Here is a 14,380-nt window from a genome sequence, read left to right as displayed (position 1 = left end):
CATCCTCGACGTGGCCACCACCTGCGAGTTCGAAGAAATCGCCCACCTGCTGGTGCACGGCAAGCTGCCCACCGTGGCCGAACTGGCTGGCTACAAGGCCAAGCTGAAGTCGCTGCGCGGCATCCCCGCCGGCCTGAAGACCGCGCTGGAGCAACTGCCTCCTTCCGCTCACCCGATGGACGTGATGCGCACTGGTGTGTCCGTGCTGGGTTGCCTGTCGCCCGAGAAGGACGACCACAACCACCCCGGCGCCCGCGACATCGCCGACAAGCTGATGGCCTCGCTGGGCTCGATGCTGCTGTACTGGTACCACTTCGCCTACAACGGCAAACGCATCGAAGTCGAAACCGATGATGACTCCATTGGTGGCCACTTCCTGCACCTGCTGCATGGCGAAAAGCCTCGTGACAGCTGGGTCCGTGCCATGCACACCAGCCTGATCCTGTACGCAGAGCACGAGTTCAATGCCTCGACCTTCACCTGCCGCGTCGTGGCCGGTACGGGCTCCGACATGTACTCGGCCCTGTGCGGCGGCATCGGCGCCCTGCGCGGCCCCAAGCACGGCGGCGCCAACGAAGTCGCCTTCGAAATCCAGAAGCGCTACGACACGCCTGACGAAGCCGAGGCTGATATCCGCGCCCGCGTCGAGAAGAAGGAAGTCGTGATCGGCTTCGGTCACCCCGTCTACACGGTGAGCGACCCCCGCAACGTGGTCATCAAGAAGGTCGCTGAAGACCTTTCCAAGGAACAGAACAACACCAAGATGTACGACATCGCCGAGCGCCTCGAATCGGTGATGTGGGAAATCAAGAAGATGTTCCCCAACCTGGACTGGTTCTCGGCCGTGAGCTACCACATGATGGGCGTGCCCACCGACATGTTCACGCCGCTGTTCGTGATCGCCCGCACCTCGGGCTGGTCGGCGCACATCATCGAGCAACGCATCGACGGCAAGATCATTCGTCCTTCCGCCAACTACACCGGCCCTGAAGACCAGAAGTTCGTGCCGATCAAAGACCGCAAGTAATTCAGCACAGCAAGGGCGCCACATTGCCGATGCGTGATGTGGCGCCCTTTTACCTTGAGCCTCACTGTTCACCGAGTGCCCCGGCCATGAGCAACATCAACACCCAATTCCGCAAGAACCTGCCCGGCACATCGCTGGACTACTTCGACACCCAAGCCGCCGTTGAGGCGATCAAACCGGGCGCCTGGGCCACCCTGCCCTACACCTCGCGCGTGCACGCCGAGAACATCGTGCGCAAGGCGGATCCGGCCATCATCAACGAGTGCCTGACCCAGCTGATCGAGCGCAAGCGCGACCGCGACTTCCCCTGGTTCCCCGCTCGCGTGGCCTGCCACGACATCCTGGGCCAGACCGCGCTGGTGGACCTCGCCGGCCTGCGTGATGCCATCGCCAAGGAAGGCGGCGACCCCGCCAAGGTCAACCCCGTGGTGCCCGTGCAGCTGATCGTGGACCACTCGCTGGCCGTGGAGTGCGGTGGCTTCGACCCCGATGCCTTCAAGAAGAACCGCGACATCGAAGAGCGCCGCAACGAAGACCGCTTCCACTTCATCGAGTGGACCAAGAATGCCTTCGCCAATGTGGACGTGATCCCTGCGGGCAACGGCATCATGCACCAGATCAATCTGGAGAAGATGTCGCCCGTGATCCACGCCGACAAGGGCGTGGCCTACCCCGACACCTGCGTGGGCACCGACTCGCACACGCCTCACGTGGACGCGCTGGGCGTGATCGCCATCGGCGTGGGCGGCCTGGAAGCCGAGAACGTGATGCTGGGCCGCGCTTCGTGGATGCGCCTGCCTGAAATCGTCGGCGTGAAGCTCACTGGCCAACGCCAACCTGGCATCACCGCCACCGACGTGGTGCTGGCCCTGACCGAGTTCCTGCGCAAGAACAAGGTCGTGGGTGCCTACCTGGAGTTCTACGGCGAAGGTGCGTCGAAGCTGACCATCGGCGACCGCGCCACCATCTCGAACATGGCCCCCGAATACGGCGCCACCGCCGCCATGTTCAGCATCGACCAGCAGACGCTGGACTACCTGACGCTGACCGGTCGCGATGCCGAACAAGTCAAACTGGTCGAGACCTATGCCAAGACCGCCGGTCTGTGGTCTGACAGCCTGGCCAACGCCGTGTACGAACGCGACCTGAGCTTCGATCTGTCCAGCGTCGTGCGCAACATGGCCGGCCCCTCGAACCCGCACGCCCGCGTGGCCACGAGCGATCTGGCTGCCAAGGGCATCGCCGGCAAGTGGGCCATGCCTGCGGCCAGCGAAGGCACCATGCCTGACGGCGCCGTGATCATCGCCGCCATCACCTCGTGCACCAACACCTCCAACCCGCGCAACGTGATCGCGGCCGCGCTGCTGGCTCGCAATGCCAACAAGCTGGGCCTGACACGCAAGCCTTGGGTAAAGTCTTCGCTGGCCCCTGGCTCGAAAGCCGTGGAGCTGTACCTCAAGGAAGCCAATCTGCTGGGCGACCTGGAAAAGCTCGGCTTCGGCATCGTGGCTTTCGCCTGCACGACCTGCAACGGCATGTCCGGCGCGCTCGACCCGGTCATCCAGAAGGAAATCGTTGACCGCGATCTGTACGCCACGGCCGTGCTCTCAGGCAACCGCAACTTCGACGGCCGCATCCACCCCTACGCCAAGCAGGCCTTCCTGGCCTCGCCCCCGCTGGTTGTGGCCTACGCCATTGCCGGTACCGTGCGCTTTGACATCGAAAACGATGTGCTGGCCGTGGTCCAAGAAAACGGATCCCCCAAGGAAATCCGCCTCAAGGACATCTGGCCTTCGGATGAAGAGATCGACGCCATCGTCAAGGCCGCCGTGAAGCCCGAGATGTTCCGCGCGGTGTACGAACCCATGTTCGCCATCCAGGCCGACAAGGGCACGCCCGTGAGCCCGCAGTACGACTGGCGTCCACAGTCCACCTACATCCGCCGCCCGCCTTACTGGGACACCGAAGGTGTGGGCGCCCTGGCCGCCAACCCGCGCACGCTCAAGGGCATGCGCCCGCTGGCCATCCTGCCGGACAACATCACCACCGACCATCTGTCGCCTTCCAACGCGATCCTGATGAACTCGGCCGCTGGCGAATACCTGCACAAGATGGGTCTGCCTGAAGAAGACTTCAACTCCTACGCCACCCACCGCGGCGACCACCTCACCGCCATGCGTGCCACCTTCGCGAACCCCACGCTGAAGAACGAGATGGTGCGCGATGCCGAAGGCAAGGTGAAGGCTGGTTCGCTGGCCCGCATCGAGCCTGAAGGCAAGGTGGTTCGCATGTGGGAAGCCATGGAGACCTACTACGAGCGCAAGCAGCCGCTGATCATCGTGGCCGGCGCCGACTACGGCCAAGGCTCCTCGCGTGACTGGGCTGCCAAGGGCGTGCGCCTGGCTGGCGTGGAAGCCATTGCCGCTGAAGGCTTCGAGCGCATCCACCGCACCAACCTCATCGGCATGGGCGTGATGCCGCTGGAGTTCAAGCCCGGCACCAACCGCCTGACCCTGAACCTGGATGGCACCGAGACCTATGACGTGGAAGGCGACCTGAAGCCCCGCGCCGATCTGAACCTGGTCATCACCCGCAAGAGTGGCGAAGTGGTGAAGGTGCCGATGACCTGCCGCCTGGATACGGCCGAGGAAGTGTCGGTCTACCAGGCGGGTGGTGTGTTGCAGCGTTTTGCACAAGATTTTCTTGCTGCAAACAAGGCTGCCTGAGGAGTCCCAGATGGCTCGTCCCGCACAAATCAAGATCCCCGCCACCTACATCCGTGGCGGCACCAGCAAGGGCGTGTTCTTCCGCCTGCAAGACCTGCCAGCTGCCTGCCAACAGCCCGGCGAGGCACGCGACAAGCTCTTCTTGCGCGTGATCGGCAGCCCTGACCCCTACGCCGCGCACATCGACGGCATGGGCGGCGCCACCTCGTCCACATCGAAGTGCGTGATCCTGTCCAAGGCCAGCGTGCCCGATCACGACGTGGACTACCTCTATGGCCAGGTTTCGATCGACAAGCCTTTTGTGGACTGGTCGGGCAACTGCGGCAACCTCTCGACGGCAGCCGGCGCCTTCGCCATCCATGCCGGCCTGGTCGACCCTGCGCGCATTCCGCAGAACGGCACGGCCGTGGTCCGCGTCTGGCAGGCCAACATCAAGAAGACCATCATCGCCCACGTGCCCATCACCAATGGCCAGGTACAGGAAACCGGTGACTTCGAGTTGGACGGCGTGACCTTCCCGGCCGCCGAGATCGTGCTGGAGTTCATGGACCCGTCGGATGACGGCGATGAAGGCGGATCGATGTTCCCCACCGGCAACCTGGTGGACGACCTGGAAGTGCCTGGCATCGGCACCCTCAAGGCCACGATGATCACGGCAGGCATCCCCACCGTGTTCGTGAACGCCAAGGACATCGGCTACACCGGCACCGAACTGCGTGAGCAGATCAACACCGACGCCGCAGCCCTGAAGCGCTTTGAAGCCATCCGCGTGGCCGGCGCGCTTCGCATGGGTCTGATCAAGACGCCCGAAGAAGCAGCCACCCGTCAGCACACACCCAAGATCGCCTTCGTGGCACCACCCACTGCCTACACCGCATCGAGCGGCAAGACCATTGAAGCGGGCGATGTGGACTTGCTGGTTCGCGCCTTATCCATGGGCAAGCTGCACCACGCCATGATGGGCACCTGCGCGGTGGCCATCGGCACGGCTGCGGCCATTCCAGGCACCCTGGTCAACCAGGCAGCTGGCGGCGGTGAGCGTGAAGCGGTGCGCTTTGGCCACCCTTCGGGCACCTTGCGTGTCGGCGCCCAGGCCAAACAGGTGAACGGCCAATGGACAGTCACCAAGGCCATCATGAGCCGCAGCGCCCGCATCCTGATGGAAGGCTGGGTGCGCGTGCCGGGCGACGCGTTTTAACCCCCCACAGGTGTACCAAAGCCGGATCAACGGCAACAAGCGTTGACACTTTGGTGCTCCAGTCCGGGGTGATCGGGCCGAAAATAGAGCGTTCCGAACACCCCGCCGGCTCGCCCGCCGAGCCGGTCTAGCGCTTTCGCCTGAAGGAGTACCCATGCCCCGCCACGTCACCCGCATGCTCAAGCCCGCCCTGTTGGCGGCCGTCGTCGCGCTGTCTGTCGCCCCGCTGGCGCATGCCGAAACAGCCAAGCAGAAGTCGGCCAAGAGCCGCCATAAATCGGCTGCATCCGAGTCCAGCCTGGTCAGTTCCTTCCAGGCCCTGAGCGATGCGCAGCTCGAAATCGCCAAGCGGGTCTTCACCGGCCACACCCGATGCGAGCATGGTCAGTCGGTCGATGTCGAAGCGATCAAGGATCACCCCGGGTTCTTTCACGTCGCGTTCAACGGCGCTCATTTCACAATGACCCCCGAAGAGACTTCGTCGGGCGCCGTGCGCCTGTTCGACCGCAACGCCGGGGTCATCTGGCTGCAGATCCCGGTCAAATCGATGCTGATGAACCAAAAGCAGGGCCATCGCATGATCGACGACTGCAAAGTGCCTGAGCAGGCCGCCGCCGTGCAAACGGCCTCGACCGGCCTCTCCGCACCCTGAGCGCAAGAGACCGACCCGGCACCACAAGCCGCCCGCGGGCGGCTTTTTTGCACCCCAACGCCCACCCAGGCATTCCCCAAGTCTTATATAAGACTTAAAATCGCCGGTCTGGACTCTGGCACGAATCCGGCTCGCAAAGCCGCTGCCTCCCCGCCCACCCGGAACCCTCGTCAACAGGAATCTTCTTCCATGCTGCAAGCCTATCGCCAACACGCGGCCGAGCGCGCTGCCCTCGGTATCCCTCCGCTGCCCCTGTCTGCCCAGCAAGTCGCTGAGCTGATCGAGCTGATCAAGAACCCGCCCGCTGGCGAAGATGCCTTCCTGCTCGACCTCCTGACCCACCGCGTGCCCCCGGGCGTGGACGATGCCGCCAAGGTCAAGGCCTCGTTCCTGTCGGCCGTGGCCCACGGCGACATCGCCGTCAAGCTGATCTCCAAGGCCAAGGCCACCGAGCTGCTGGGCACCATGGTCGGCGGCTACAACGTCAAGCCCCTGATCGACTTGCTGTCCGACGCTGAAGTCGGCGCCGTCGCTGCCAACGCCCTGAAGAAGACCCTGTTGATGTTCGACGCCTTCCACGACGTCGCTGAACTGGTCAAGGCTGGCAATGCCAACGCCAAGGCCGTGATGCAATCGTGGGCCGACGCCGAGTGGTTCACCAGCCGCCCTGAAGTCGCCAAGAAGATCACCGTGACCGTGTTCAAGGTGCCTGGCGAAACCAACACCGACGACCTGTCGCCCGCGCCTGACGCCTGGAGCCGCCCTGACATCCCGATGCACTATCTGGCGATGCTCAAGAACACCCGTCCTGACGCGGCCTTCAAGCCCGAAGAAGACGGCAAGCGCGGCCCGATGCAGTTCATCGAAGACCTGAAGAAGAAGGGCAACCTGGTTGCCTACGTTGGCGACGTGGTCGGCACCGGTTCTTCGCGCAAGTCGGCTACCAACAGCGTGATCTGGGCGACCGGCGAAGACATCCCCTTCGTGCCCAACAAGCGCTTCGGCGGTGTCACGCTCGGCGGCAAGATCGCCCCCATCTTCTTCAACACGCAGGAAGACTCCGGCTCGCTGCCGATCGAAGTGGACGTGTCCAACTTCGAGATGGGCGACGTGATCGACATCTATCCGTACGACGGCAAGATCGAGAAGAACGGCGCTGAAGCCGCCAAGTTCGAGTTGAAGTCGCAAGTGCTGCTGGACGAAGTCCGCGCGGGTGGCCGTATCAACCTGATCATCGGCCGTTCGCTGACTGGCAAGGCACGTGAGTTCCTGGGCCTGCCCGCTTCCACGCTGTTCCGTCTGCCTGTGGCCCCCAAGGACACCGGCAAGGGCTTCACCCTGGCCCAGAAGATGGTCGGCCGCGCTGTTGGCCTGCCCGAAGGCCAAGGCGTGCGTCCTGGCACCTACTGCGAACCCAAGATGACCACCGTTGGTTCGCAAGACACCACCGGCCCGATGACCCGCGACGAGTTGAAGGACCTGGCTTGCCTGGGCTTCAGCGCTGATCTGGTCATGCAATCGTTCTGCCACACGGCTGCTTACCCCAAGCCCGTGGACGTGAAGATGCACCGCGAACTGCCCGCCTTCATCTCCAACCGCGGCGGCGTGGCCCTGCGTCCTGGCGACGGCGTGATCCACTCGTGGCTGAACCGTCTGCTGTTGCCTGACACCGTCGGTACCGGCGGCGACTCGCACACCCGCTTCCCTATCGGCATTTCCTTCCCCGCTGGTTCGGGCCTGGTCGCCTTCGGCGCCGCCACCGGCGTGATGCCGCTGGACATGCCCGAGTCGGTGCTGGTGCGCTTCAAGGGCCAGATGCAGCCTGGCGTCACCCTGCGTGACCTAGTGCATGCCATCCCCCTGTACGCCATCAAGGCCGGTCTGCTGACCGTCGCCAAGGCCGGCAAGAAGAACATCTTCTCGGGCCGCGTGCTGGAAATCGAAGGCCTGCCTGACCTGAAGGTCGAGCAAGCGTTCGAGCTGTCCGACGCTTCGGCCGAACGTTCGGCCGCTGGTTGCACCATCAAGCTGAACAAGGAACCGGTCGCCGAGTACCTGAAGTCGAACATCGTTCTGATGAAGAACATGATCGCCGACGGTTACGCCGATGCCCGCACCCTGCAGCGCCGTATCGAAGCGCAAGAAGCCTGGTTGGCCAACCCGCAACTGCTGGAAGCCGACAAGGACGCCGAGTACGCTGCCGTGATCGAGATCGATCTGGCCGACATCAAGGAGCCCATCGTCTGCTGCCCGAACGACCCGGACGACGCCAAGTTCCTGTCCGAAGTGGCCGGCACCAAGATCGACGAAGCCTTCATCGGTTCGTGCATGACCAACATTGGTCACTTCCGTGCCGCCGGCAAGCTGCTGGAAGGCAAGAAGGACATCCCGGTGCGTCTGTGGGTGGCACCGCCCACCAAGATGGACGCCGCCGAGCTGACCAAGGAAGGCTTCTACAACACCTTCGGCACCGCTGGCGCCCGTACCGAGATGCCCGGCTGCTCGCTGTGCATGGGTAACCAGGCTCAGATCAAGGAAGGCTCGACCTGCATCTCCACATCGACGCGCAACTTCCCGAACCGCCTGGGCAAGAACACCAACGTGTTCCTGGGCTCGGCCGAGTTGGTGGCCGTGACGTCGAAGCTGGGCAAGCTGCCTACGCCTGCCGAGTACATGGCCGAAGTGGGCGTGGTGAGCAAAGACGCCGACAAGATCTACAAGTACATGAACTTCAACCAGATTGAAGAGTACGTGGAGACGGCCAAGGGCGTGAAAGCGGCCTGAGCGTCGCCCCGCCCGGCTTCGCTGCGCTAGCGCGATGCCAAGCCCGCCGGAGCAATCCGGCGGGTTTTTTTTGATTCGAGACCCAGCGTGTATCGTGAGCGCCCATGAACGCCACCACTGCCGCACCGCTCACCTTCTACTGGCACGACTACGAAACCTTCGGGCGCGTGCCGCGCCGTGATCGTCCATCGCAATTCGCGGGCATTCGCACCGATGCCGATCTCAACGAAATCGGCGAGCCGCTGATGGCGTATTGCCAGCCGGCGCCCGACACCCTGCCCGACCCCGAATCGTGTCTGCTCACTGGCATCACACCGCAGCTGTGCCTTGAGCGTGGCTTGCCCGAACACGAATTCGCCGCGGCCATCGAGCGCGAGCTGGCGCGGCCCGGCACCGTGGGCGTGGGCTACAACACCATCCGCTTCGACGATGAGGTCACCCGCCACCTGTTCTGGCGCAACCTCATCGACCCCTACGCCCGCGAGTGGCAAAACGGCTGTGGCCGGTGGGACTTGCTCGACGTGGTGCGCTGCACCTACGCGCTGCGGCCCGAGGGCATCGAGTGGCCCAAACATGAAGACGGCCGCCCCTCGTTCAAGCTCGAGCACCTCACCGCTGCCAATGGCCTGATCCACGAGGCGGCACACGATGCGCTGTCCGACGTGCGCGCCACCATCGCGCTGGCCCGCCTCATCAAGACGCAGCAGCCGCGCCTGTGGGACTTCTGCCTGAAGCTGCGCCAGAAGCAGGCCGTGCTCGACGAGATCGGCGTGGGGCGGCCTTTCATCCACATCTCGGGCATGTACGGCCCCGAGCGCGGCTGCCTCGCCATCGCGTGGCCCTTGGCGCCGCACCCCACCAACAAGAACGAGATCATCGTGTGGGATCTGGCCGAAGACCCGAGCGAGCTGTTCACGCTCAATGCCGAGGCCATCCGCTCGCGCATGTTCGTCAAGGCTGAAGATTTGCCCGAAGGCAGCACGCGGCTGCCGATCAAGACCATCCACATCAACAAGTCGCCCATCGTCATCGGCAACCTCAAGACGCTCAGCCCGGCGATGGCCGCCAAATGGGGCGTCAATCTGGATCAGGCCTTGCGCCACGCCGAGCTTGCGGCACAAAAGGGCAAGCTGCTCGCCGGCATCTGGCCCGACGTGTTCGCCCGCCCGGCGCCCGAGCACGCGCCGGATGTCGATGAAGACCTCTACGGCGGGTTCGTGGGCAACGACGACCGCCGCACGCTGCAACGCCTGCTCGCCTTGCCGCCTGCCGAGCGCGCCCAACGCCTGGCCGAACGCGCGCCGAGCTTCGACGACGAACGGCTCGACGAGATCGTGTTCCGCTACCGCGCCCGAAACTTCGCGGGCAGCCTCAGCGAGGCCGATCGCGAGCGCTGGCACGAGCACTGCGCGGCTCGCCTGCACGATGGCGCAGGCGGAGGCTTGAGCCTGAGCGCATTCTTCGAGCGCATCGATGCGCTCAGCGAGCAACTGGGCGACGACGACGAGCGCGGGAAAGACATCTTGAGCGCGCTGTACGACTATGCCGAGGCGATTGCGCCCGAGCAGGGCTGAAGTTGCCCGTGAAGTCGCCCCGATCAGTGCGGCACTGAAGCTTCGGCAGAGGGCGCCGACGCGGCCTCTGCGGCGTCGGAAGCAGCCGAAGCCGGCGGCGCCGGGATCAGCGCCCGGCTGATCGCCTGCCCGTCCAGTCCCAGCGACGGGATGAAGCCGCCCTCGGCCCATTCGCTGTAGCGCCAGTCGCCATTCACGTGCACCACGCCGTCTGGCGGCGTGAGCTCTTGCACGGGCGTGCCCTTGAGCGCCACTCGCATGAAATCGATCCAGGCCGGCAGGGCCAGCGAGGCGCCCGAGGCATGGCTGCCCAGGCTCCTGGGCGTGTCGTAGCCGAGCCAGACCACCGCCACGATCCTGGGCTGGAAGCCGGCGAACCAGGCATCGACCACATCGTTGGTGGTGCCGGTCTTGCCATACAGGTCGGGGCGACCGAGCTGGGCCTGCGCGCGCGCGGCCGTGCCCATGGCCGTCACGCTTTGCAGCAGGCTGCCGATCATGAAGGTGTTGCGGGCGGGCACGGCGCGCTGCTCCTCGGTCGCCGGGGGGGTGGGCGCCTCAAACTCGACCCCTCCCCCGACATTGGTGATGCGCTTGATCACCACCGGGCTCACGCGCAGGCCGCCGTTGGCGATGACGGCGTAGGCGCCGGCGAGTTGCAGCGGCGTGGTCGAGCCCGAGCCCAGCGCGAGCGTGAGGTTGTCGGGTTGCTTGTCGGCATCGAAGCCGAAGCGAGCCGTCCAGTCGCGCGCGGCTTGCGGGCCCAGCAGTTGCACCAGGCGGATGGTGACGAGGTTCTTCGACTTGGTCAGACCCTGGCGCAGCGTGATCGGACCGTCGGCGCTGCCGTCGGCGTTTTGCGGGTCCCAGTTGCCGACGTCGGTGAGCGGGGCGTCGTTGACGAGCGTCTCGGGCATCACGCCGTTTTCCATCGCCGCGCCATACAAGAAGGGCTTGTAGCTCGAACCCGGCTGGCGCCAGCCTTGCGTCACGTGGTTGAACTGGTTGCGCCGGAAGTCGAAGCCGCCGACCAGGGCTCGCACCTCGCCGTTGCGCGGGTCGAGCGCCACCAGCGCGCCTTCGGCCTCGGGCCATTGCGTGAGCACCCAGTCCTTGCCTTGCTGCAGCAGGCGCACCACCGCGCCGCGGCTGATCTTGAGCTTGGTGCTCGCCTTGGGCGAAAGACCCGGCTGGGCTTGGCGCAAGCCCTTGGGCTCGACGCGCACCACTTCGCCGGTGGCCAGCACGGCCGTCACCTGCTTGGGGCTGGCGGCGGTCACCACGGCCACGCGCAACTCTTCGTCGTCAAGGTAGTCAGCCAAGGTCTGCGAGACGGCCGGATCATCGTTGGCCCAGTCGGCATCGAGCTCTTCGTGGTCTTCAGGCCCGCGCCACACCTGGCGGCTCTCGTGCTCGATCAGCGTGCGGCGCAGGGCCTTGTAGGCGGCTTGCTGCTCGTCGGCGCGCAGCGTGGTCACCACGCTCATGCCGCTGCTGTAGGCCTGCTCGCCGTATTTGGCAAAGACTTGCTGGCGCGCCATCTCGGCCACGTACTCGGCGTGCACGTCCATCTCGTTGAGGCGGCGCACGCTGAGCTTTTGCGTCTTGGCGGCTTCGTATTGCGCGTCGTTGAGCACGCTTTGCGAGCGCATGCGGCCCAGCACCACGAGTTGACGCGCCTTGGCGCGCTCGAAGTTCTTGATCGGGTTGGCAAAGGCCGGGTTCTGCGGCAGGCCGGCGAGCATGGCGCACTCGGCGGGCGTCAGCTCGATCAGCGTCTTGCCGAAGTAGGTCTGCGCTGCGGCCGCAAAGCCGTAGCTGCGCGCACCGAGGTAGATCTGGTTCATGTACAGCTCAAGGATCTGGTCCTTGCTCAACTCGCGTTCGAGCTTGAGCGACAGCAGCGCCTCGGTGAGCTTGCGCTTGAGCGTGCGCTCGCGCGTCAAGAAGAAGGTGCGTGCCACCTGCTGCGTGATGGTCGAGGCGCCTTGCTGGCGACCGCCCGTGAGGTTGGCGACCACCGCGCGCAGCACGCCGATGGGGTCGATGCCGCTGTGCTCGTAGAAGCGCGAATCTTCAACGGCCAGCAGGCTGTCTTTCATCAGCTTGGGAATTTGACCGATTGGCACATAGGTGCGCTTTTCGGCACCGAAACCACCGATCTCGACGCCGTCGGCGGTGAACACGCGCAGCGGCTGCTTGGGTTGGTAGTGCGCGAGCGACGAGGTGTCGGGCAGCTGTGGTAGCAGCACGGCCACGCCAACGGCGAGAGCCAGCAAGCCGGCCGCGCTCATGCCGAGCAAGGCTCGCAGCAAGCGTCGCAGCCAGGTGCGGGCAGCGGTGGCAGAAATGGAGGCTTGCTCAGAATCGGACATACGGCAAGTGCGCCGCCGACGCGGCTCGAATGGCGAAGCCGAGATTATGGTCAGGCTGCTGCGACCGCCCGGCGCCGCCCCCCCGCCCGCGGATGCGGCAGAAGAAAAGCGACCCCGCCCTGGTCTTGGGCAGGGTCGCCACAGGCCTCGATCACCCGAGGCCGAGGACGCGTCCGCGCGACTCAGGGATACGTGCGGCTGGTGAAGAAGCGCAGCCCCTGCGGCCCCGACGAATAGATCCAGATGTTGGCACTCGTGACGCTGGCGGGATCCGTCGAAGACCAGGTGCCGACCGTGGCCGAGGTCTGCGCCGCGGTCAGGTCTTTCGAGAAATGCACCGCGTCGTTGTTGGCGCTAAAGCCCAGGTCTTTCACCTTGTACAGCGAATCGGTCGGCAACGTCCAGGTGGCCGAAATCGAGACGCCGGTCGAGATGCCCGAAGCGCTGGTCGGCGTGTAGGTGTTGAAGTCGGCGAACCAATTCGCGGCATGGGCTGCCGCATCGGCATTGCTCACCGGCGGGAGCGGCACCTCTTTGGTGTCGGTGCCGGCAAGCGGCGTGATCTCGACACCCGAGGTGTCGTAGTAATGCAGCGTGTAGCGCGAGTTGACCGTCATCAGCGAGACGTCGATGCACGCATTGCTTGTATCTGCGCAGTCTTGCACCAGCGATGACGATTGTTCTGAGCCGTCGGTGTTGGTCACCACGAAGTTCTCGGTCGCGCCCGACGTCGGGCGTTTCAACTTGACGCCCACCTTGCCGCCGCCGTAGTTGTTGCTCAGACCCGGCCCCGTGACGAGGATGGTGGCGACATCGTTGCGGGCCGAGCCCACCCAAACCTCGAGGTAGCGGTTGTAGTGGAAAGCGCCGCTCCAGTAGCCTCGGCCGTTGGTCGAGTGGATGCTGACATCGGCCAGCGATTGGTCGCCCCAGACCTTCCAGGCGCCGCTGACCTTTTTGAACCACAGGACGGATTCTTCGGCGCCGCTCGTGGCGGTTGACACCGAGACACGCAGCTTGATTTGGTTGCCATCGCTCGAACGATCGACGATCACCGGGCTGGCGAAGGCCAAGCCGATATTGTCCGGGTCGAGGATGCCGTCGTCGCTGAGCAGCCCGTCCTTGTCGAGCCCCTCGTCGAGCAGGTCGTCGGCAAACAACGCGCGCAAGCCGGTGTTGCTGGCGCTGGGCACGCTGCTGGCAAAGTAGCCGCTGATCGTGGTCAACAGCGTTTCGATCGCGGTCAGGTCATCCACCGCAGCCAGCGTGGTGGTGCTCACGGCCGTGGCCTGCGTGGTGTCGCTCGTCGATGCGAGGTTGTCTGTCAACAAGGCGGTGCCGGTGTTGAGCTTGTCAACGATGGTGGCCGTGTCGGTGGTGGCGTCGACGGCCACGGTCACGGCGTCCATCAGCTTGTCGAAGCCGGTATGGTCGGCGGCGAACGAGGCGTGGAGCAAATCGTATGACGTGGACAGCCCCGCCGCGCTGAAGATCGGCGCCAGGCGCTGCGTGAGCGCCGTGCTGGCGGCTTCAAGGCCCGATGAGGTGAGCGCCGGCGCGGTGGTGTGGTTGGCCAGATAGTTCTCGACCGCCATACCCACGATGTTGGCCACCAGCAGATCGGTGAACGGCGTGATGTTGATGGTGTTGCCGGTGTCGCTCGACGTTGCCGCCGAAGCCAGCGCCACCGTGCGCCCAGCCACCGTGCCCACCGCGCGGAACAAGAACGGCCCGGTCATGCCCGACACGTCCACGGTATAGCTACCGTTGGCCTGAATCGTCACGGTTCGCGTGGCGCCCGTGCTGTCGATCACCGTCACGGTGCCCACCATCGGCGCGCCCGAGGCCACCGTGCCCGACATCGACGTGCTCGAAGCCGTGGCGTGGTTCGACGCATCACTGCTCGACGAACCGCCGCCACCGCCGCCGCAAGCGGTCAACGCTGCGACCACGGTCGCCGACAAAAGCCAATTCTGGGGTGAAGCCATGTTCCGGTACTCCTTGAAACCACCGCTGCTCGACGTGAGATGGATGGCTGGTTGCG

General features: G+C 64.9%; 8 protein-coding genes. 6 read left to right on the top strand and 2 right to left on the bottom strand.

The window, feature by feature from the left end; all coding sequences use genetic code 11:
- The 6 genes from prpC to sbcB all read left to right on the top strand — a co-directional run.
- Positions 1 to 1,027 (top strand): 2-methylcitrate synthase (gene prpC / locus ACE3SS_RS04910; RefSeq protein WP_374591941.1); only part of this gene is annotated, 1,027 nt, incomplete at its 5' end.
- An 86-nt stretch (positions 1,028 to 1,113) separates the two neighbouring features.
- Positions 1,114 to 3,753, top strand: a complete 2,640-nt coding sequence (acnD, locus tag ACE3SS_RS04905) for a Fe/S-dependent 2-methylisocitrate dehydratase AcnD (protein ID WP_374591939.1) — start codon at positions 1,114 to 1,116, stop codon at positions 3,751 to 3,753.
- 10 nt (positions 3,754 to 3,763) lie between these two features.
- A complete protein-coding gene (gene prpF, locus ACE3SS_RS04900; protein WP_374591937.1) occupies positions 3,764 to 4,951 on the top strand; it encodes a 2-methylaconitate cis-trans isomerase PrpF in 1,188 nt (395 codons plus the stop codon).
- Between the two features lie 154 nt (positions 4,952 to 5,105).
- On the top strand, positions 5,106 to 5,603 hold the full coding sequence (locus ACE3SS_RS04895) for a hypothetical protein (protein WP_374591935.1): 498 nt from the start codon (positions 5,106 to 5,108) through the stop codon (positions 5,601 to 5,603).
- 189 nt (positions 5,604 to 5,792) lie between these two features.
- The gene (gene acnB, locus ACE3SS_RS04890; RefSeq protein ID WP_374591933.1) at positions 5,793 to 8,387 is read left to right on the top strand and encodes a bifunctional aconitate hydratase 2/2-methylisocitrate dehydratase; all 2,595 of its coding nucleotides are present in this window, start codon (positions 5,793 to 5,795) and stop codon (positions 8,385 to 8,387) included.
- A gap of 104 nt (positions 8,388 to 8,491) precedes the next feature.
- Positions 8,492 to 9,961, top strand: coding sequence for an exodeoxyribonuclease I (gene sbcB, locus ACE3SS_RS04885; protein ID WP_374591931.1), 1,470 nt, complete (start codon positions 8,492 to 8,494; stop codon positions 9,959 to 9,961).
- Between the two features lie 23 nt (positions 9,962 to 9,984).
- Here sbcB and ACE3SS_RS04880 read toward each other — a convergent pair whose 3' ends face one another.
- A complete protein-coding gene (locus ACE3SS_RS04880; protein WP_374591929.1) occupies positions 9,985 to 12,336 on the bottom strand; it encodes a penicillin-binding protein 1A in 2,352 nt (783 codons plus the stop codon).
- A 182-nt stretch (positions 12,337 to 12,518) separates the two neighbouring features.
- Positions 12,519 to 14,324, bottom strand: coding sequence for a hypothetical protein (locus ACE3SS_RS04875; RefSeq protein WP_374591927.1), 1,806 nt, complete (start codon positions 14,322 to 14,324; stop codon positions 12,519 to 12,521).
- Positions 14,325 to 14,380: the final 56 nt, after the last annotated feature.

The organism is Aquabacterium sp. (genome assembly GCF_041915145.1).
Taxonomy (GTDB): Bacteria; Pseudomonadota; Gammaproteobacteria; order Burkholderiales; family Burkholderiaceae_C; genus Aquabacterium.
The sequence above is the reverse complement of the archived record's forward strand: the minus strand, read 5'-3'. Positions and strand labels throughout refer to the sequence as shown.

What these genes read in the sequence shown, in the direction of transcription:
- acnD (WP_374591939.1), top strand. Translation starts at nt 1,114, where the DNA reads ATGAGCAACATCAACACCCAATTCCGCAAGAACCTGCCCGGCACATCG.
- prpF (WP_374591937.1), top strand. Translation starts at nt 3,764, where the DNA reads ATGGCTCGTCCCGCACAAATCAAGATCCCCGCCACCTACATCCGTGGC.
- ACE3SS_RS04895 (WP_374591935.1), top strand. Translation starts at nt 5,106, where the DNA reads ATGCCCCGCCACGTCACCCGCATGCTCAAGCCCGCCCTGTTGGCGGCC.
- acnB (WP_374591933.1), top strand. Translation starts at nt 5,793, where the DNA reads ATGCTGCAAGCCTATCGCCAACACGCGGCCGAGCGCGCTGCCCTCGGT.
- sbcB (WP_374591931.1), top strand. Translation starts at nt 8,492, where the DNA reads ATGAACGCCACCACTGCCGCACCGCTCACCTTCTACTGGCACGACTAC.
- ACE3SS_RS04880 (WP_374591929.1), bottom strand. Translation starts at nt 12,336, where the DNA reads ATGTCCGATTCTGAGCAAGCCTCCATTTCTGCCACCGCTGCCCGCACC.
- ACE3SS_RS04875 (WP_374591927.1), bottom strand. Translation starts at nt 14,324, where the DNA reads ATGGCTTCACCCCAGAATTGGCTTTTGTCGGCGACCGTGGTCGCAGCG.